20 protein-coding genes are annotated in these 19,062 nt (G+C 70.6%); 12 read left to right on the top strand and 8 right to left on the bottom strand.

What is annotated here, in order from left to right:
* Positions 1 to 13 precede the first annotated feature (13 nt).
* Complete coding sequence (gene drmC / locus ACFHWS_RS26370; protein WP_416553817.1) at positions 14 to 808, top strand: DISARM system phospholipase D-like protein DrmC; 795 nt, start codon at positions 14 to 16, stop codon at positions 806 to 808.
* Between the two features lie 80 nt (positions 809 to 888).
* Here drmC and ACFHWS_RS26365 read toward each other — a convergent pair whose 3' ends face one another.
* Positions 889 to 2,127, bottom strand: a complete 1,239-nt coding sequence (locus ACFHWS_RS26365) for a hypothetical protein (RefSeq protein WP_416553819.1) — start codon at positions 2,125 to 2,127, stop codon at positions 889 to 891.
* Positions 2,128 to 2,404: 277 nt separating this feature from the next.
* On the opposite strand from ACFHWS_RS26365, the gene ACFHWS_RS26360 reads away from it, so the two are divergent.
* The gene (locus ACFHWS_RS26360; RefSeq protein ID WP_416553821.1) at positions 2,405 to 3,661 is read left to right on the top strand and encodes an alpha/beta fold hydrolase; all 1,257 of its coding nucleotides are present in this window, start codon (positions 2,405 to 2,407) and stop codon (positions 3,659 to 3,661) included.
* Between the two features lie 16 nt (positions 3,662 to 3,677).
* Complete coding sequence (locus tag ACFHWS_RS26355) at positions 3,678 to 4,601, top strand: NAD-dependent epimerase/dehydratase family protein (RefSeq protein ID WP_416553823.1); 924 nt, start codon at positions 3,678 to 3,680, stop codon at positions 4,599 to 4,601.
* Positions 4,602 to 4,606: 5 nt separating this feature from the next.
* Here the strand turns inward: ACFHWS_RS26355 and ACFHWS_RS26350 are convergent, their stop codons facing one another.
* Complete coding sequence (locus ACFHWS_RS26350; RefSeq protein WP_416569342.1) at positions 4,607 to 4,876, bottom strand: hypothetical protein; 270 nt, start codon at positions 4,874 to 4,876, stop codon at positions 4,607 to 4,609.
* Between the two features lie 526 nt (positions 4,877 to 5,402).
* Between ACFHWS_RS26350 and ACFHWS_RS26345 the strand changes: the two genes are divergently transcribed.
* The 9 genes from ACFHWS_RS26345 to ACFHWS_RS26305 all read left to right on the top strand — a co-directional run bounded on the left by ACFHWS_RS26345 (position 5,403) and on the right by ACFHWS_RS26305 (position 14,120).
* A complete protein-coding gene (locus ACFHWS_RS26345; RefSeq protein WP_416553827.1) occupies positions 5,403 to 6,797 on the top strand; it encodes an efflux RND transporter periplasmic adaptor subunit in 1,395 nt (464 codons plus the stop codon).
* Between the two features lie 80 nt (positions 6,798 to 6,877).
* Positions 6,878 to 8,059 carry an efflux RND transporter periplasmic adaptor subunit gene (locus ACFHWS_RS26340; protein ID WP_416553829.1) on the top strand — a complete coding sequence of 394 codons (1,182 nt, stop codon included), beginning with the start codon at positions 6,878 to 6,880 and terminating at the stop codon, positions 8,057 to 8,059.
* Positions 8,056 to 8,799 (top strand): ABC transporter ATP-binding protein, encoded by a 744-nt coding sequence (locus ACFHWS_RS26335; protein ID WP_416553831.1) that lies wholly within the window; start codon positions 8,056 to 8,058, stop codon positions 8,797 to 8,799. The genes ACFHWS_RS26340 and ACFHWS_RS26335 overlap by 4 nt, the downstream gene beginning before the upstream one ends.
* On the top strand, positions 8,787 to 9,998 hold the full coding sequence (locus ACFHWS_RS26330; RefSeq protein WP_416553833.1) for an ABC transporter permease: 1,212 nt from the start codon (positions 8,787 to 8,789) through the stop codon (positions 9,996 to 9,998). The genes ACFHWS_RS26335 and ACFHWS_RS26330 overlap by 13 nt, the downstream gene beginning before the upstream one ends.
* Positions 9,999 to 10,030: 32 nt before the next feature.
* The gene (locus tag ACFHWS_RS26325) at positions 10,031 to 10,531 is read left to right on the top strand and encodes a hypothetical protein (protein ID WP_416569341.1); all 501 of its coding nucleotides are present in this window, start codon (positions 10,031 to 10,033) and stop codon (positions 10,529 to 10,531) included.
* Positions 10,524 to 10,703, top strand: coding sequence for a hypothetical protein (locus tag ACFHWS_RS26320; protein WP_416553837.1), 180 nt, complete (start codon positions 10,524 to 10,526; stop codon positions 10,701 to 10,703). Before ACFHWS_RS26325 ends, ACFHWS_RS26320 begins: the two co-directional genes overlap by 8 nt.
* A 456-nt stretch (positions 10,704 to 11,159) precedes the next feature.
* Positions 11,160 to 12,524: a NarK family nitrate/nitrite MFS transporter gene (locus tag ACFHWS_RS26315; protein WP_416569340.1), complete on the top strand. Its 1,365-nt coding sequence runs from the start codon at positions 11,160 to 11,162 to the stop codon at positions 12,522 to 12,524.
* 11 nt (positions 12,525 to 12,535) lie between these two features.
* Complete coding sequence (purD, locus tag ACFHWS_RS26310; RefSeq protein WP_416569339.1) at positions 12,536 to 13,780, top strand: phosphoribosylamine--glycine ligase; 1,245 nt, start codon at positions 12,536 to 12,538, stop codon at positions 13,778 to 13,780.
* Between the two features lie 64 nt (positions 13,781 to 13,844).
* Positions 13,845 to 14,120: a DUF2795 domain-containing protein gene (locus ACFHWS_RS26305; RefSeq protein ID WP_123606462.1), complete on the top strand. Its 276-nt coding sequence runs from the start codon at positions 13,845 to 13,847 to the stop codon at positions 14,118 to 14,120.
* 32 nt (positions 14,121 to 14,152) lie between these two features.
* Here ACFHWS_RS26305 and ACFHWS_RS26300 read toward each other — a convergent pair whose 3' ends face one another.
* The 6 genes from ACFHWS_RS26300 to queF form a co-directional block, all read right to left on the bottom strand.
* The gene (locus ACFHWS_RS26300) at positions 14,153 to 15,733 is read right to left on the bottom strand and encodes an AMP-binding protein (protein WP_416569338.1); all 1,581 of its coding nucleotides are present in this window, start codon (positions 15,731 to 15,733) and stop codon (positions 14,153 to 14,155) included.
* A 94-nt stretch (positions 15,734 to 15,827) separates the two neighbouring features.
* Positions 15,828 to 16,280 (bottom strand): SCP2 sterol-binding domain-containing protein, encoded by a 453-nt coding sequence (locus ACFHWS_RS26295; protein WP_282232857.1) that lies wholly within the window; start codon positions 16,278 to 16,280, stop codon positions 15,828 to 15,830.
* Between the two features lie 130 nt (positions 16,281 to 16,410).
* Positions 16,411 to 16,767: a 6-carboxytetrahydropterin synthase QueD gene (queD, locus tag ACFHWS_RS26290; protein WP_416553845.1), complete on the bottom strand. Its 357-nt coding sequence runs from the start codon at positions 16,765 to 16,767 to the stop codon at positions 16,411 to 16,413.
* Positions 16,767 to 17,414, bottom strand: coding sequence for a 7-carboxy-7-deazaguanine synthase (gene queE, locus ACFHWS_RS26285; RefSeq protein WP_416553847.1), 648 nt, complete (start codon positions 17,412 to 17,414; stop codon positions 16,767 to 16,769). The genes queD and queE overlap by 1 nt, the downstream gene beginning before the upstream one ends.
* On the bottom strand, positions 17,411 to 18,124 hold the full coding sequence (gene queC / locus ACFHWS_RS26280; RefSeq protein WP_416553849.1) for a 7-cyano-7-deazaguanine synthase QueC: 714 nt from the start codon (positions 18,122 to 18,124) through the stop codon (positions 17,411 to 17,413). Before queC ends, queE begins: the two co-directional genes overlap by 4 nt.
* Before the next feature lie 232 nt (positions 18,125 to 18,356).
* Positions 18,357 to 18,728 carry a preQ(1) synthase gene (gene queF, locus ACFHWS_RS26275; RefSeq protein WP_416553851.1) on the bottom strand — a complete coding sequence of 124 codons (372 nt, stop codon included), beginning with the start codon at positions 18,726 to 18,728 and terminating at the stop codon, positions 18,357 to 18,359.
* Between the last annotated feature and the right edge of the window lie 334 nt (positions 18,729 to 19,062).

Genomic DNA, 19,062 nt, shown 5'->3' with positions numbered 1-19,062 from the left:
CCGGCTGCCAGCGGTGAACCCGTCCGAGGCCATGGCGCAGACCGTCGCCGAGCTGGCCGCCGAGCTGCCGGCCGGGCACGTCGCCGGGTGGGCCGGTGTACTGGCATCAGTTCAGCGGCCGGACGCCACCGTCGAGGCCGCGCTGATCGACGCCCGACCGGGGTACGCGGTCGCCGGTCACGCCAGACGGCTGGTCGCCGCCTGGCGGACCCACGCCCCCGGCCTGCCCGGCCCGGCCGTCGCGCTCGCTCTGCGCAGCGCCGCCCACCTGCAGCGACGGGCCGAGGCACGGCGTACCGAACTGGTGGTCAGCGGGCCGAGCAGCCCGGCCGTCGCGGTTCGGCTGACCCGGTCGGTGGTGGTCGAGTTGATCCGGCAGGCCCGCCGGTCGCTGCTGATGGTCAGTTTCGCCGCGTACGGCGTCGCCGAGGTCGTGGCCGAGGTGTCCGCCGCCGCCGACCGCGGCGTCCGGGTCGACCTGGTGTCCGAGAGCGGCGCCGCCGACGGCGGACCGCTGCGCGGGGTGACCGGAGCCGACGTCTTCGCCGGCCTCGGTGACCGGGTCGCCTGCTGGCACTGGCCGGCGGCGCGACGACAGCCGGGCCGGTCACTTCCGGCCCTGCACGCCAAGGTGATCGCCGCCGACACCGAGGCCGCGCTGGTCAGCAGCGCCAACCTGACCGACCGGGCGCTGTCGGACAATCTGGAAGTCGGGGTGGTGGTGCGGGACGCGGCGGTGGTACGACGACTCGTTGACCACTTCGCCGCGCTGATGGAACCGCGCACCGGAGTCCTGCGGCGACTCTGACCGGTAGGTCGCGGCCTCACAAGGCACCCGGCCCGGGGTGTCCGCCAGCGGACACCCCGGGCCGGAAGACGGGGCAGGGATCAGCTGGCGGTGGCCGGCCGGTCGTCGGCGAGCTCGCGGCGGGTCTCGAAGCGGGTCGGCGCGGCAGCCCGGCGGGCCGGGCCGGTGCAGAGCTCAGCGATCTGGGCCTCGGTCATCGGGCCGCCCCGGGACCGGGTGACGCCCAGGTGGTCGGGGACCTCGACAGTCGCCTCGAAGTCCCAGATGTACCACTCCTTGCGGCCCCAGGCCTTGTTCTTCAGCTTGATCTCGATCGTGCCCTGGGCGGTCTGCAGCTTGGGGCTGCGGTCCAGCGCGGCCCAGCCCGACGGGCCGGCGTTGAGCGACGTGGTCCGGGAGACCGTCGACTCCCAGTTCCACTGCCGGCCGATGCTCTGGCTGATGCTCGTCGACACGTTGCTCAGCGCGCTGGAGCCGAAGGTGGTCGCGGGCACCTTGGCGGTCATGCTGATCGACCCACCGGTGGTGTCGGACCATTCGACCGACAGGCTGTTGTCGTACGGGGTGCAGTTGAAGTGCGAGGCGACCTCGTGGAAGCCGGCGGTGGTCTCGGTCACCGGCGTTCCCGGAACGAACCGGCAGGACACGGCCCGGCTGTCGCAGTGCTCGAAGAGCTCCGCGCGGGACGGGCCGTCCCAGAACCTGACCGAGCTGTACTGGTTGTCGGCGGGCACCCGCGCGAGCTGGTCGTTCGAGTACCACATGTGGGGGGTGCCGGACTGGTTGGTGTTGACGTAGTAGTTGCTGGCGCAGTCGGTGACGTTCTTGTACGAGCTGATCACGTCGCTCCAGCCGGCGCCGGCGCCGGCAAGGTTGTTGAAGTAGAAGTACTTGCCGCCACTGCAGGTGCCGGATTGCGAGATCATGCTCAGCGAGCCGCCCAAGAAGTTGGCGTCCCGGTACGCGATCCCGAGCACCACCTGGGCGGCTGCGGCCCTACCCGCGGCCATGGCGCGGGTGGCGGTCTCGCCGGCGGCGGCGATCCGCTCGGTGGTCGCCGCGTCGAGTCGGCTGCCGTCGCGCGGGGCGTCGGTGACCGCGCCGTCGGTCGCCACCTTCATCGCGGTCCGGAAGTCGCGGTAGCAGGCCAGCTCATCGGTCGACTCGTAGAGCAGGCAGTCGGCCATCTCCGCGGTGGGCACGGTGGAGGAGGCGGCGGCCGGGGTGCTCACGGCGAGCATCGGACCCAGCATCAGTACGGACAGGACGGTCGCGGTGCGGGCGTGTCGGAACATCCGACGGCGTTGCAGGAATGTCATAGCACGAAGCCTTGCAGCGCTGAACCGCGCAGACTTGGTGGCGATCGAAGGATTCACTGAGGAAAATATGAGGAAGGATTGCGGTCGGTGACCCGTGCGGTGGATTTATGTGATCACTGCAACGCCAATTCTGACCGGAACGCTACACCATTTCTGTCGGGTCTCAAACAGTCCGACTGTGAGAGGTGCTGCTGACCTGCGCATCCGGGCCCACACCAGTCGGAGCTCAAGATCGTCCGCCGAGGGGTGGGCGCGAATTGGGCGGTACGCTCAGCCGATGGCCGGCGACACCTACCGCTTCGGCGAGTACGAACTGGACATGGCCCGCTACCAGCTGCGGCGATCCGGTGAGCCGGTCCACGTGGAGCCCCGGGCACTCGACCTCCTGCAGTACCTCATCGAACACCGGGACCGGGTGGTGTCGAAGAACGAGCTGCTAGACCAGGTGTGGGGCGACCGTTTCGTCAGCGAGGCGGCGCTGACCACCGGGCTGCGTACCGCCCGGATCGCCGTCGGTGACACCGGCCGTCACCAGCGGCTGATCCGGACCGTGCACCGGCGGGGCTACCAGTTCGCGATGCCGGTGACGGTGACGAGGGCCACTGACTCCGCCGACCCTGGGTCGGAGCCCGCCGCGTACCCGACCCGACCGGCACCGGCCCGGTCGGTCGTCGCCGGGGAGACCGGCGGCGCGGACCGCCAGGTCGTCCGGTTCTGCCGGGCCGACGACGGCACCCGGATCGCCTACGCCAGCGTCGGATTCGGCCCGCCGCTGCTCAAGGCGGCCAACTGGATGACCCATCTCGATCTGGAGTGGACCACCCCGGTGTGGTCGCACTGGCTCAACGGGCTGGCCCGGGACCGGCAGCTGGTCCGCTACGACGAGCGGGGGTGCGGCCTGTCCGACTGGGACGTGCCGAGCTTCTCTTTCGACGACTGGGTCGACGACCTGGACACCGTGGTCGAGGCGGTGGGGCTGGACCGGTTTCCGCTGCTCGGTGTCTCCCAGGGCGGTGCGGTGGCGGTCGCGTACGCCGTGCGCCGGCCGGAGCGGGTCAGCCGGTTGATCCTCGCCGGCGCGTACGCCCGGGGCCGCCAGGTCCGGGCCCGCAGCCAGGCCGAGCGGGACGAGGCGGCCCTGGATCTGAACCTGGCCCGGGTCGGCTGGGCGCACCAGGATTCGAGTTTCCTCGGCGTCTTCGCCTCCCAGTTCCTGCCCGAGGGCACCCCGGAGGAGTTGGAAGAGTTCATCGGCTTTCAGCGGCGGACCACCTCGGCGGCGAACGGGGTCCGGTTTCTGGAGGAGTTCGCCCGGATCGACGTCTCGGACATCGCCCACCGGGTGCAGTGCCCGACATTGATCCTGCACTGCCGCGACGACATGCGGGTTCCCGCCTCGCAGGCCAGCGAGCTGGCCACCCTCATCCCGGACAGTCAACTGGTGCTGCTGGACAGCCGCAACCATCTGCTCACCGCCTCGGAGCCGGCCTGGCCGGAGTTCCTGGCCCAGATCGACGCATTCCTGACCGACTGACCAGAGGAGAGCCGACATGAGGATCCTTGTCGTGGGCGGGTCCGGCCTGATCGGTACGCACGTCGTCGACCTGCTGCGCGAGCGCGGCCACGCGGTGACCACGGTGGCACGGACCGCCCGTACCGGGGTCGACCATGTGCTCGACGTCGAGACCGCCTCGGTCGACGATCTGCGGCCGCTGCTCACCGGCCACGACGGCGTCGTGTACGGCACCCGGGTCGACGAGCAGCGGGTGCTCCCCGCGCCGATCCATCCCGTGCTGCGCAGTGAACTCGTCGATCCCGTGGCGCGGATGTTCACCGCTGCCCGGCACGCCGGCCTGACCCGTGGGGTCCTGCTCGGCTCCTACTACACCTACCACGACCGGCTTCGTCCCGAGTGGCGGCTCGGCGAGCGGCACGCGTACATCCGGTGCCGGCTGGAACAGGCCCGGCAGGTGCGGACGGCGGCCGGAACCGACCTGCCGGTCACCGTGCTGGAGCTGCCGTTCGTCTTCGGCCGGGCCGGTGACCGGCTGCCGAACTGGGCCGGTCCGCTGGACCGGTGGGCACGGTCGGCGGCGCCGCTGCTGGTCCCGGTCGGCGGAACCGCCGCGGCCTCGGCCGGCAGCGTCGCCGTCGCGGCGGTCGACGCGATCGAGGGAGCGTGCGGCGGGGACGTTCCGGTCGCCGACGCCAACCTGACCTGGGTCGAGATGGTCGGGCGGATCGCCGAGGCGGTGGGCCGGCCACGCCCGGTCCGGCGGCTGCCCTCCGGTGCGGTCCGCGTGGCCCTGCGGGCCGGCGGCGCACTGCAGGCGCTCGCCCGCAGGGAATCCGGGCTAAACCCCGCTCACCTGGCCGACCTGCTCCTCGACGAGCTGTTCATCGAGCCGCTGACGGGCCGGTCGCTCGAACCGTCGTTGCAGGAGACCTTCGTCGCGTCACCTGCCGGCAGGTGAGTGGGTCACTCGGCCGGCTGCAGGGGTTCGCAGGCGGCCAGCGCCGCGGCGACGGTCGGGTCCGAGGTGTCCAGTTCGTCGGCCCACTCGACGTCGTTCTCTGCCAGGCAGTTGCGGTACGCGACGATGCCGCTGGCGTCCGTCCCGTTCTCGGTGCCGCCGCCGGGACCGCCCCGACCGCCGGGACCGCCCCGACCGCCGGGCGGTAGCTCGGACTGACACGCCTCCTGCGCCGCCGCCCAGGTGTCGTCGTCGACGTCGTCAGGTCGGAGCATGTCGCCGAATCCGCCGCCCGTCCTGCCGCCGCGCGGTTCCGCACCGCCCGGTCCCGCATCACCTGGCGCGCCGGACGGCAACCCCGACGGGAGCTGCTCCGACGGCATCCCGTTCGGGGCACCACGTCGGTAACCACTTCCGGCTTCGGGAACCTCCACGCCGTCGACCCCGTTGTCCCGCAGGCAGTCCACGTACTCCGCCATGGCTCCGGCGCCAGCTGCGGCGGTTTCGCTGTCCGAGTCCGGGTCAGACGCGCTACAGGCGACAATTAGCAGCAGGCAGATGCCTCCGGCAGCGCCCCACATCGAACGACTGAGCGCAACATGCACGATCATGCCCTCCCCATCAGATGGCCTGCGACGGACGTCGCCGGTGCGGGCGTCAGCAGAGCTGACGAACCTCCGCGTCACGTGAGGGTTTGCTGTGACCGCGCTGGGGATGGCGACCAACGCCGGGGTGGGTTCACAGGAAACGCCGAGCTGCCCCCGAGCTGGCCCTGAGCCGGTGCCGGAACACTCTCAATCCATGAAACTCGGCTCCATCAGGGCGCTGGTCAGTCGGCTGCCCGCGAGCCGGCGACTTGTCGCCGTGGCGGCCGGTGCGACGCTGATCCCGGCGGGTGCCGTCGCCTACGCGGTCGCCAGCCCGACGAGCACCGACGGCACCGTACCCGTGGCCATGACGCAGGTGGACAGAGGGACGGTCACTGTTGCGATCGCCGCGACCGGCTCGGTCGCACCGGCCGAGGACCGCCAGCTCGGCTTCGCGGTTACCGGCAGGGTGACCAGGCTGGACGTACGGCTCGGGCAGGACGTCGCCGCCGGTGACGTGCTCGCCGCCGTCGACGACAGCGACGCGGCGGCAGCTGTCGAACAGGCTGAAGAGGCGCTGACGGCAGCGCGGGAAGCCCTTGCCGAGGCGCAGGCGGACGCCCGCACGGACGGGACGGACAGCGACGTGAGCACCGGGTGCACGACGACCGCGCTGGCGGCCTGGACCGCTCCCGACCCCACCACCAGCCCGACGCCGGATGCGACTGGGTCGGCTGCCCCGGACCCGTCCCCAACTGTCGGCACCACCAGCTCGCCGGCACCTTCGCTTACCGCGTCCGTACCGTCGGAAAAGCCCACCCCGACCCCACCGGCCGCGCCGGCCAACTCGCCGGCCGCGCCCACCGGCGACCCCGGAGACCGGGCCGACGGCTCCGACAGCGGTTGCGGCACGGCGGCGGACGGGCGTTCCGGCGGTGGCGGAGCCGGATCCGGGTCAGGACCCGGGTCGTCGGCCGGGGGCGAATCCGGTGGAGACCCGGTGCTGCGGGCCCGGCAGCAGGTCACTGCGGCGCAGCTACGGCTCGCCGTCGCCGAGGACGACCTCGCCGGTACGGTGATCAGCGCTCCGATCGACGGCAAGGTGCTCGGTGTCTCCGGCGCCGTCGGCAGCACGGTACGAGCCGGTGGCACCTTCATCAGACTCGGCGCGGTCGCCGAGATGCAGGTGACCGCGAGCTTCCCCGAGGCCGACGCCGCGCGGTTGTCGGTCGGCCAGCCGGCCGTCGTCACCCTGGCCACCCGGCCGGGCGAGGAGTTCCCCGCCCACCTCGGTCAGGTCGACCCGGTGGGCAGCGTCGAGGGCCAGCTGGTGCGCTACGGCGTGATCGTCGACTTCGACGACGTCCCGGCCGGCCTGCTGGTCGGTCAGAGCGCCGGGGTACGGATCGTCGTCGACGAGGTGACCGACGTGGTACGGGTTCCGGTCACCGCGGTGAGCCGCAGCAGCGTCGGCGGCGAGGACATCGTCGCCGTGCGGGACGGGTCCGGCGTTGAGCAGCAGCGGGTGGTGAGCGTGGGCGTCCGTGGCGACCAGTACGTCGAGGTGACCGACGGGCTGGCGGTCGGCGACGAAGTGGTGGGTGGGTGATGCGATCCGCCGGTCGACTCTCAGCCGCCAACGAGCCCGCTCCGAGTCAGCGTCGAGGAAGCCATCAGAAGCTGTCCGCCATGCCTGTGCGTCGCCTCGCCGGCCTTCGCCGGCCGTTGATCCTCAATGCGGTTCTCGTCCTGGCGGTACTCGGCATGCTCGGCTGGACGTACTACACGGTGGCCGGGCCGGACACCGCCGCTGTCGCCGCCGGTTCGGCGGCAACCGCGACCGTCGTCGTCGAGCAGGCCACGGTCACGGCGACGGTCACCGCCTCCGGTTCGGTACGCAGTGCGAAGACGGCGGTCGCCGACTTCGTCACCGGCGGTACGGTCACCGAGATCCTGGTGTCCGTCGGGCAGCAGGTCGATGAGGGCGCGGTCCTCGCCCGGGTCGACGACACGGTGGCCCTGCGGGAACTGGACGCCGCGCGGGCCGACCTCGACGCCGCGCAGGACGCACTCGACACCGCAGAGGTCGCGGGCGTGTCGACGGCTGACGCCGTCGCCGCGGTGACCGAGGCGGAACTCGCGGTCGACGAGGCGCAGGCGGCCGTCGACGGCACGTCGTTGACAGCCCCGATGGCCGGTACGGTCGTTGCGGTCAACGGCAGCGTCGGCGCGTCGACCGGTGGTGGCACCGGGTCGTCGTCAGCGGGTGGTGGCACCGGGTCGTCCTCGTCGTCGGATGCCAGCGGGTTCGTGGATCTGGCCGACCTGACCCAGCTGGAGGTGACCGCCTCGGTGTCGGAAACCGATGCGACGCGGCTCGAAACCGGTCAGCCGGCGACCGTACGTTGGAACGCGCTGCCGGAAACCGAAGCCAGCGCGAGCATCGGGGTCATCGACCCGAACGCGACCACCACCAACGGCGTGGTGAGCTATCCGATCACCCTCGACCTGGACTCGCTGCCCGAAGGCGTCCGACCCGGACAGACCGTGGAAGTGACGGTGGTCGTCGGCGAGGCGGTGGACGTGCTGACCGTCAGCCCAGCCGCGCTGACCGGCACCGGCACCCGGCAGTCGGTCACCGTACTGGTCGACGGCGCACAGGTCAGCCGTACCGTCGAGGTCGGCCTGCAGGGTGACGACGCGGTGGAGATCGTCTCCGGACTGGCCGTCGGCGAACGGGTGGTGGTGGTCATCCCCACCGAGCCGGAGAGCGGGTCCGGCGGCTTCCCCGGCGGTGGCGGGTTCCCCGGTAGGGGCGGACCGGGTGCCGGTGGTTTCTCCGGCGGCGGCAGGCCGGGCGGTGGCCGGTGAGCCCGGTTCTCGACGTACGGGACGTAACCAAGGTGTACGGCGTCGGTGAGTCGTCGGTCGCCGCTCTGCGGGGCGTGTCACTGCAGGTCGACCGCGGCGAGTTCGTCGCCGTGATGGGCTCGTCCGGTTCCGGTAAGTCGACGCTGATGAACATCCTCGGCTGTCTGGACGTGCCGAGCACCGGCCGCTACCTGATCGACGGGGTGGACGTCAGCCGGCTCACCGAGCGGCAGCTCGCCATGGTCCGTAACCGCCGGATCGGCTTCGTCTTCCAGTCGTTCAACCTGATCCCGTGGAGCACCGCCGTGGCGAACGTCGAGCTGCCGCTGGCGTACGCCCGGGTCCGTCCGACCGTGCGACGTCGGCGGGCGCTGGCCGCGCTCGACCTGGTCGGGCTGGCCGGACGGGCTGGGCATCTGCCGAACCAGCTCTCCGGCGGCCAGCAGCAGCGGGTCGCCCTCGCCCGCGCGTTGGTGACCGAACCGGCGCTGGTGCTGGCGGACGAACCGACCGGCAACCTGGACAGCGCGTCCACCGAGGAGGTGCTGACCATCTTCGACCAGCTCAACGCCGACGGCCGCACCATCATGCTGATCACCCATGAACCGGAGGTGGCTGACCGGACCTGCCGGCTGCTACAGGTCCACGACGGGCGGATCGTCTCCGACGACCGACGCCACGGTGCCGGTCGGCCGGGTGCGGGCAGGTCGTACCGGGAGGTCGCCCAGTGGGGCCGGTAGAGATCATCCGCTCCGGGCTGCGCGGCATCGGCGCGAACAAGCTGCGTTCGGCGTTGACCACACTCGGCATCCTGATCGGCGTGGCTGCGGTGATCCTGCTCGTCGCCGTGGGCAACGGGTCGGCGCAGGCGGTCAACGAGCGGATCGAGGCGCTCGGCACCAACACGATCACCGTGTCGGCGTCCGGCGCTGGCGGCGCCGGGCTGACTGTCGCGGTCGCCGAGGCGCTGCGCGATCCGGTGCTCGCCCCGGACGTCCGTTCGGTGTCGCCGGTGGTGAGCACCTCGGCGACGCTTACCTACGGCGACGCCGACCACTCCGTCGGGCAGTTCGTCGGCAGCTACCCGAGCTACCTGGCGGCGTCGAATACGCCGGTCGGCGAGGGGGTCACCTTCACCGAAGTCGATGTCGCGCAGGGCCGCCGGGTGGCGCTCGTCGGGCAGACCGTGGTCGACGAGCTCTTCGCCGGGACGGATCCGCTGGGCAACCAAGTGATGGTCGACGGCACCCTGTTCACCGTGGTCGGCGTGCTCGCCGAGAAAACCTCCACCGGCGGATTGCAGGACGCCAACGACCTGGTGGTGGCGCCGTTGACTGCGGTGCGTCAGACATTGACCGGGTACGGGTCGATCAACTCAGTGCTGGTGGAGGCGGCTGGGTCGGACCGGGTCGACGCCGCGCAGGCGCAGGTCAGCGCGATCCTGGACCGCAGGCTGGCCACGGACGGCGCTGCCGGCTCCCGCGGCGTCTCCGGCGGCTCCTCGTACCGGATTCAGAACGCGTCACAGCTGCTGGAGACGCAGGCGTCGACGGCGGAGACGTTCACTGTGCTGCTCGGCGCGGTCGCGGCGATCAGCCTGCTGGTCGGCGGGATCGGCATCACCAACATCATGCTGGTGACGGTGACCGAACGGACCCGCGAAATCGGTATCCGCAAGGCGCTCGGCGCCCCACCCGGCACGATCATGGCCCAGTTTCTCGTCGAGGCGACGCTGCTCAGCGCGATCGGCGGCGGGGCGGGGGTCGCGGTCGCGGTGATCGGCAGCCGGTTCACCATCGTCGGGGTGGAGCCGGTGATCGTGCCGGGCTCGGTGCTGCTGGCGTTGGGCGTGTCGGTGGCGATCGGCCTCTTCTTCGGCAGCGTCCCGGCCCGCCGGGCGGCGAACCTGCGACCCATCGACGCCCTGCGGTACGAGTAGGTGACCGACCGATGACAACTGGTGGAGATGACGTGCGCGACGACGACGCCGAATGGCTGGCCGCAGCGACGCCTCGGCCGTGGACGAACCGGCTCACTCCGTGGCTGGTTGCCGTGCTGCTGTCGGTCGCCGGGTTCGCCGTCGGCGTGGCGGTGCCGTTCAACGACGACGACACCGGCGCGGGTGCCGGGCCCGGACTGCGCGGAGCCGGCGCCGGACAGCTCCGATCTGGGGCTGGGGAGTTCCAGCCGGGGGCGGGGCAGTTCCAGCCGGGCGGCGCGGCCGACGCGACGGGCGCCGAAGAGGTCGGCCCGCAGCCGGCAGCGGTCGGCACGGTCAAGCTGGTCGACGGCGACACGGTGTACGTGGAAACCGAGGCCGGGGAGGTGGTGATCGTGCGCACGGGTGACGGGACGGCCGTCCGGGTGCCCGGTGATCTTGAGGGGTTGGCCGTCGGCGTGCCGGTGTCGGTGGCTGGCGAAACCGCGACGGACGGCACCGTCACCGCCGAGTCGATCTTAGCCGGTGACTGACGGCCGAGATCCGCGCCAGCGGGCTGCGCACATCCAACGCGACGGCACCTTCTCGGTGGTGCCGCAGATGAAGGGCGGCTGCACCACCGTGGCCCAGCTGCGCCGGATCGCCGACGTGGCCCGAGAAACACCAGGTGCCGCTGGTCAAACTGACCGGCGGTGTTCCGGCTGACGTCGGGGCAGTTGCGTGCGGTGTCGGCGGTCTGCCCGCAATGCCGGCGGCCCGCTCGCCGACGGGCTGATCGACGCCGAGGTGATGATCTAACCGCTGTACCAGCACGTCTTCGAGTTGGCGACCGGATGCTCCCGCAGCGGGCAGCCGCCGTTGCGCAAGCTACCCGGTCCGGCAAGACCCGGCCGGCACGATGTGGGTGTCGGTGCCGGCGGCACGGGTTTCGACACCGCCCGCCGGTGGCGACGGCCGCGATCTCACAACGTCGGGGCCGGATCGGTGCGAACCATGACCACGCCCCGACATCACCGTTTTCTACGCCAGGAAACATTCGGTTCATAGCCTGACTGCCCAATGCCACCCCGGTAGACGCCCGATCATCGCCGATCCGGAAACGTCGCTCGGCAGCATCTCGATCGCCACCCTACGGCACCCGATGGCTAAGGAGCCAACCTGATGGCCAACGAGACAGTCAACGCGGAGACCATCGAGACCCGCCCCCAGGATAACCGGAAACGGTGGATCGCCCATTGGGAGCCGGAGGACCCCACGTTCTGGCGTACGGTCGGCCGGCCGGTGGCCCGGCGCAACCTCATCTTCTCCATCTTTGCCGAACACATCGGTTTCTCGGTGTGGCTGCTCTGGAGCATCGTGGTGGTGCGGCTGAGCAGCGCCGGGTGGGACCTCAGCGTCAGCCAGACGCTCTGGCTGACCGCCGTACCCAGCGGTGTCGGGGCGTTCCTGCGGCTGCCGTACACCTTCGCGGTGCCGATCTTCGGCGGCCGCAACTGGACGGTCGTCTCCGCCCTGCTGCTGATCATCCCGTGCGCCGGTCTCGCCTGGGCGGTCAACAATCCGGAAATTGGGTACGGCACCCTTCTGGTGATCGCCGCGACAGCCGGATTCGGCGGCGGAAACTTCGCATCCAGCATGGCCAACATCTCGTTCTTCTACCCGGAACGGGAAAAGGGCTGGGCGCTCGGCCTGAACGCTGCCGGCGGCAACGTCGGCGTCGCGGTGGTGCAGTTCCTGGTGCCGAAGGTGATCGTGCTCGGCGGTGGGCTGGCGTTGTCCCGGGCCGGTCTGATGTACATCCCGCTGGCGGTCATCGCGGCGGTCTGCGCCTACCTCTACATGGACAACCTCGCCGAGGCGAAAGCGGACGTCGAACCGGTCTGGTCGTCGCTGCGCCACCCCGACACCTGGATCATGTCGCTGCTTTACATCGGCACGTTCGGCTCGTTCATCGGCTACTCGGCGGCGTTCCCGACCCTGCTGAACGCGGTGTTCAACCGGCCGGACATCGCGCTCGGCTGGGCGTTCCTCGGCGCCGGGATCGGCTCGGTCGCCCGGCCGCTCGGCGGCCGGCTCTCCGACCGGATGGGCGGCGCCCGGGTGACCGCGGCCAGCTTCGTCGTCCTCGCCGCCGGCGCCTACGCGGCCCTGTGGGCGGTGCAGCAGCAGAACCTCGGCGTCTTCTTCGTCAGCTTCATGGTGCTGTTCGTCGCCACCGGCATCGGCAACGGGTCGACGTACCGGATGATCTCGAAGATCTTCCGGGTGAAGGGTGAGGACCGGGGCGGCTCTGCGGAGACGATGCTGCGGATGCGCCGGGAGGCGGCCGGCGCGCTCGGCATCATCTCGTCGGTCGGCGCATTCGGCGGCTTCCTGGTGCCGATCTGCTATGCCTGGGCCAAGTCGACATACGGCAACATCGAGCCGGCGCTGCGCTTCTACGTCGTGCTGTTCGTGGTGATGCTGGCCGTCACCTGGTTCGCCTATCTGCGGCGGGGTTCCCGGATGGCGCAGGCCGGCGTCTAGGATCGGCCGTTGTGCGCGTACTTCTCATCGGCAGTGGCGGACGCGAGCACGCGCTCGCGTCCAGCCTGGCCGCCGACCCCGCCGTCGACCAGTTGATCGCAGCTCCGGGCAATCCGGGCATCGCGGCGGTGGCCGAGCTGCGCCCGGTCACCGCCACCGACCCGCAGGCGGTCGCCGCGCTCGCCGTCGAGGTGGCGGCCGACCTGGTCGTGGTCGGCCCGGAGGCGCCGCTGGTCGCCGGGGTCACCGACGCGGTACGCGCCAAGGGCATCGCCTGCTTCGGGCCGTCCGGCGCGGCTGCCGTTCTGGAAGGCTCGAAGAGCTTCGCCAAGGACGTGATGGCCGCCGCCGGGGTGCCGACCGCCCGCGCCGTGACCTGCCGGAGCGCCGACGAGGTGGCCGCTGCGCTGGACGCGTTCGGCACCCCGTACGTGGTGAAGAACGACGGGCTGGCCGCCGGCAAGGGGGTGGTGGTGACCGACGACCGCGCCGCCGCCCTCGCCCACGCCGACTCCTGCGGGCAGGTGGTGGTCGAGGAGTACCTGGCCGGGCCGGAGGTGTCGCTGTTCGTCGTCACCGACGGCACGGCGGCGGTGCCGCTGCTGCCCGCCCAGGACTTCAAGCGCGTCAGCGTCGGCGACACCGGCCCGAACACCGGCGGCATGGGTGCGTACGCGCCGTTGCCGTGGGCGCCGCCGGACCTGGTCGACCAGGTGATGGCCGAGGTGGTGCACCCGACGCTGGCCGAGATGCGCCACCGGGGCACCCCGTTCGCCGGGCTGCTCTACGTCGGGCTGGCGGTCACCGCCGCCGGCCCCCGGGTGATCGAGTTCAACGCCCGGTTCGGCGACCCGGAGACCCAGGTGGTGCTGGCGCTGCTGGAGACCCCGCTGGCCGGCCTGCTGCACGCGGCGGCGACCGGTACGCTCGCCGACCACCCGCCGCTGCGCTGGCGGGACGGGGCAGCGGTGACCGTGGTGCTCGCGTCGGCCGGCTACCCGGCGGCAGCCCGCACCGGCGATGTGATCACCGGTGCCGGGCAGGCCGGGATCAGCCACGCCGGCACCGCCCGCGACGCCACGGGGCAGCTCGTCTCGGCCGGTGGTCGGGTGCTCAGCGCCACCGGAGTCGGCGCCGACCTGGCCGGCGCGCGGGACGCCGCGTACCGGCTGCTGGCCGGGGTCGACCTGCCCGGTGGGCACTTCCGGGCGGACATCGCCCTGGCCGCCGCCGAAGGCCGGATCACCCTGCCCTGACCCGGGTGCCGGATCACCCCGTGCCGGGCGGATAGCGGGCCGCCCGGCGGGTACGCCCCGGCGCATGGGGACGAGCTACCAGGACGTACTGGACAGTCTGAACGAGCTGGACTTTCCCGCCGACAAGGAACAGATCGTCGCGGAGGCGCGGCGGGTCGGCGCCAGCCCCGGCGTGGTACGCGCGTTGCGCGGCCTGCCGCCGGTCGAGTACGCCAACCGTACGGAGGCGGCCCGCTCGGCGCACATCGACGCCGCGCCGGAGCAGGACCCGGCCCAGCGGGCGGCGCGGGCGCGGTTCCGGGACCACCAGCGGGTGGCGCAGCATCTGCGCCAGCCGTGAGTGCCGGGGTTCACCAAGTCCGGGCCGGGGGGTCAGCTGCCCGAGGGCCGGGGCAGGTCCCGGGTGACCACCTTGCCGGCGGCGTTGCGCGGCAGCGCCGACAGGAAGATCACATGCCGGGGGACGGCGAACCGGGCGCGGTAGCGGCGCACGTACTCCCGGACCGCCTCGGCGTCGAGCGTCTCCTGCGGATGCAGCACCAGGTACGCGGCGAGCCGCTGGCCGTACTCCGCGTCGGGCAGGCCGACCACCGCGGCCTCGCGTACCTGCGGTAGCTGAGCCAGCAGGTCGGCGACGTCGGACGGGAAGATGTTCTCCCCGCCGGAGACGATCATGTCGTCGGCCCGGCCGCCGACGAAGAGCAGCCCGTCGGCGTCGACGTGGCCGAGGTCGCCGGTGCCGAGCAGCCCGTGCCGGCGTTCGGCCATGCCGTCGTCGCTGGTGGTGTAGCCGTCGAAGAGCAGCTCGTTACCGACGAAGATCTGCCCGACCTGCCCGGTCGGCACCGGTTCGCCGTCCGGCCCGAGCACCGCCAGCCGGGTGCCGTACGGCGGCCGGCCGGCGGTGTTCGGTGCCCGGCGCAGGTCGGCCGGGGTGGCGATGGCAGCCCAGGAGACCTCGGTCGACCCGTACAGGTTGTAGAGCACGTCGCCGTACCGGTCCATGAACCGGGTGGCGATGCCGCCGCCGAGCGCCGAGCCGCTGACCGCGACCACCCGCAGCCCGGTCGGCTGCCGCCGAGGCTCCGGTACGTCGTGCAGCAGCCGTTGCAGCATCACCGGCACGGCGAACAGCGCGGTGCAGTCGTGCCGGTCGACGGCGGCCAGCGCGGCTGCCGGCTCGAATCGTCGGTGCAGTACCACCGTGGCCCGCAGCGCGAACGCGATCTGCAGGGCGGTGTACCCCCAGGTGTGGAAGACCGGCGTGGCGATCATGATCCGGTCGTGGACCCGCAGCGGGATCCGGTCGATGATCGACGCCAGCGGTCCGAAGCCGGTCGGGGTCCGTCGCCGGGCGCCCTTCGGGGTGCCGGTGGTGCCGGAGGTGAGCACGATGGTGCGGCCGTCGCGGCGCGGTGGCTCCAGCCGGGTGTCCGTCGGTGCGTCGCGCAGCAGCTGCGCGACCCGGGTCTCGTCGACCCGGACCACCGCGGTGTCGACCTCGACGACCTGTTCGCCGAACTCGCGGTCGTGCAGCAGCACCCGCAGCCGCTGCTCGTCGGCGACGGCGGCGAGCTGCGGCCCGGCCAGCCCGGGGTGCAGCAGGACGGTGTCCGCGCCGAGCAGCCCGGCGGCGACCATCGCGGTCACCATGTCGGGGTGGTTGCGGCAGAGCAGGCCGATCCGGTCCCCGGCGGAGACGTCCAGCGCGGTACGCAGCGCGCCCGCCAACCGCTCGGCGCGGTCCAGCAGCTCCCGGTAGGTCAGCTGTTGTTCGCCGTCGTCGATGAGCACGACCCGGCGTGGATCGCGGGCGGCGGCCTGGCGCAGTTCGCCGACGAGGGTGAACCCCCAGCGACGCAGTGCGGCGAATTGGGCGACGGTCCGCACCGGCGAGCCGGGGGTGAGCACCCCGCGTCGGGTCAGCGTGGAAATCAGGAACGGCAGGTCCACCGGCACACACCCCCAGCTGCGGGCGTGACCGGTCGGAGGGATGGTCGACCCCGCTGATACAGGACACGTATCAGGCGGGGCTACGGATCGGTGGTCAGCTCTTGGGGATGTCGAACAGGTTGGGGATCTGGGCGGCGAGTCCGAGATCGCCCTTAGCCTTGAGTTTGCCGGTCATGAACATCATCATCGGGTTCGCGGTGCCGGCGACGACCTTGAGGAAGTCGACCGGTCCGAGGGTCAGGCTCAGTCGCGGTTCGCGCTCGGCGGCCGGGGATACCACGCAGGTGCCGTTGTCGACGACGATCTCGTAGGTGTCGGTGCCGCCGTCCGGCCGGCCGGTGATGTTCCAGTGGATCACCGCGCTGGTGGCACCGGCTTTCTCCGGACGGAACAGGACGGGCATCCGGTTGAACACCTCGTCGAGGACCTTGCCGCGCAGGTCGCCCTGCATCACCTCGGCGATCTTGGAATCCGGGGTGGTCTTGACCAGCTTGCTGAACTCCTTCGCGTCGATGGACGCGAAGTTGGCCGGGTCGAACTCGGTCATCAGATACCCTCCAGATCGGAACGTCGGGCCTACCTTAGCGTAATGTTACGCGTCGGTAGGTTCGGCCGGTGGGGCCTGACGCGGACCCCAGCCGCTGCGGTGGCCCGACCACCCGTAGAGTCGGGCGTGCTCAGTCCTCGCCTCGGTAGACGCAGCCGGAGGTGCAGGTTTCCCGAACCACCACCGCCGACAACGGCAACTGACCGGCAAGTCGTTGCCAGATCCATCGGGCCAGCACTTCGCTCGTCGGATTCTCCAGTCCGGCAATCTCGTTGAGGTAGTGGTGGTCGAGTTGGTCGCGGACCGGCGCGAACGCCTGCTTGAGGTCGCCGAAGTCGATCACCCAACCGGTTTGCGCTCCGACCTGGCCACTGACGTGCACGGCGACCCGGTACGAGTGTCCGTGCAGGCGGGCGCACTTGTGGCCTTCGGGTACGTACGGCAGCCGGTGTGCGGCCTCGAAGGTGAACTCCCGGAAGATCTCCATCAGGCAATCCCAATGTATTTGTGGGTCTGTAAACTCAAACGCCACTGTGGATTATCTAGGCAGTACCGCACCGCAGCCGCAGTATTGGCGACTCGATTCGGCCCGTCCATCGGCTGCAGTAGAAAATGGTTGAAGTCGAGGTGCTCGAAGCGAGCCGGGTCGGCCTCTGGCTGGGGAAAGACCAGCTTCAAGTCGTCACCTCGGGTGAGTACGACACTCGCGCCAGCCTTGGGACTGACACAGATCCAGTCGATGCCCGCAGGTGCGGGCAGAGTGCCGTTGGTCTCGACCGCGACCTCGAAGCCTGCTTCGTGCAGGGCGGTCACAGCCGTCTCGTCCAGCTGCAACAGTGGTTCGCCGCCGGTGCAGACCACGTACCGTCGGCTGCGGGGGTGCGCCCGCCCTTGCCAAGCCTCTGCGACGGCGGCGGCCAGCTCGACGGCGGACGAGAACCGCCCGCCCCCAATGCCGTCGGTGCCGACGAAGTCGGTGTCGCAGAATTGGCAGATCGCACGATGTCGATCGCGTTCTCGCCCGGTCCAGAGGTTGCAACTGGTGAAGCGGCAAAAGACTGCGGGGCGACCGGCGTGCGTACCCTCGCCCTGGAGTGTGTAAAAGATCTCCTTGACCCGGTACACGCCGATCATCCGTCGCCGGAGATGGCAGGGTCGATCATGCCGAGCTCGGCGAAACCGCGTTGACGGAGCAGGCAGGAGTCGCAACTGCCACAGGCCCGGTCGTCGATCGGGTCGTAGCAGCTGTGTGTCCAGGCGAAGTCGACTCCCAGCTCCAGGCCCCGCTGGATGATTGCGGCCTTGCTCAGCCGGATCAGTGGGGTGTGGATGCGCAACCGCTGTTGCCCCTCGACGCCGGCCTTGGTGGCAAGATTGGCCATTGCTTCGTACGCAGCGATGTACTCCGGGCGGCAGTCCGGGTAGCCGCTGTAGTCCAGCGCGTTGACCCCGAGGAATATGTCTGAGGCGTTCAGGGTCTCAGCCCAGGCCAGCGCAAACGACAGGAAGATCGTGTTGCGCGCCGGTACGTACGTTACCGGGATGGTGTCATCCATCTCGTCGGTGCTGGTGCGGTGTGGTACCGCGAGCGCGTCGTCGGTCAGTGCCGACCCGCCGAAGGCCCGCAGATCGATGTCGGCGACGATGTGCTGGGCCGCGCCGAGTGCCTTCGTCACGCGGGCGGCGGCGTCAAGCTCGACGGTGTGTCGCTGCCCGTACCGGAAACTGAGCGTGTGGGTCCGGTAGCCCTCGTGTATCGCGATCGCGAGCGCCGTCGTGGAGTCGAGGCCACCGCTGAGCAGCACAACGGCATTACGCGTCCCTGCCGGCAGGTGCTCCGTCACCTTCCACCCCCGTCCGTTGGCATCGGTCTAGCCAGCTGGCAAGCATACCCAGCGTGCCGCCGGAGCCCCGATCAGGGCCAGCGTTCCGGTAGGGATCGGAGTCCTCGTATCAGTCCATTCGAGTAGGGTGTTGTGCCGTTGATGGCCAAGAGGGAATCCCCGTTCCTTGAGGGCAGGGAGGAAGCCAAGTGTTGTGGGCGTCCAGGAAGGCCCTTCATCAGGCGGCCGTGACTCAGCGCCGGTAGGTGCTCGACGCTGCTAGCGCGATGCCGCCGCGGACGTTGAAGTCAACCGTGACCTTGAGAAAGATGGGATCGAGTGCGGCTACCAGATCATCCCGCATCCTCGTGGCCAGGTGCTCGTGGAAGATGCCTTCATCCCGGAAGGTCTCCAGGTAGAGCTTGAGGCTCTTGGTCTCCACACCCCGGTCACCCGGACGGTAGTCGATCCGGATGGTCGCCCAGTCCGGCTGCCCCGTGATGGGGCAGCGGCAGGTGAACTCCCGGCAGTCAATCGTGATCTCCTGCGAGCTGTCCGTAATCGGAAAGGTATCGAGTGTTCCGTCAGGCTTGGCCTGCGCCTGCCCAAGCTTAGTCAGCGCCATGGACCGATCATAGGCTCTGCCGTAATGCGCCCATTTTGCTCCTAACCTCGGCCGCCGCGTGCAGCATGTCCGGTACGTCCACCGTCTTGACTGACAGCAGAGAGTTATGAGTCCCACACCGCCCAATCGAAGGTGACCCGCGTGGCCCACTGGCAAGTGGGACACGTCCGGGAGATCGTGTCGCCGTAGGGTTCCGGATCGCCGACCAGTCGTCGGCGGCACGCGCCCGCTACGAACACTCGCATTGCGATGGCGAAGCTGCTGACCACAGGGCCAATGCTGCGTAGCTTAAGTTGATCTTGGGGTGTGGCCTGCGGTTGTGTGGCTGCTGTCG

Source organism: Micromonospora sp. LOL_013 (assembly GCF_048060315.1).
GTDB lineage: Bacteria > Actinomycetota > Actinomycetes > Mycobacteriales > Micromonosporaceae > Micromonospora_E.
Note: the sequence above shows the minus strand (reverse complement) of the source record. Positions and strands in the feature narration are given on the sequence as shown.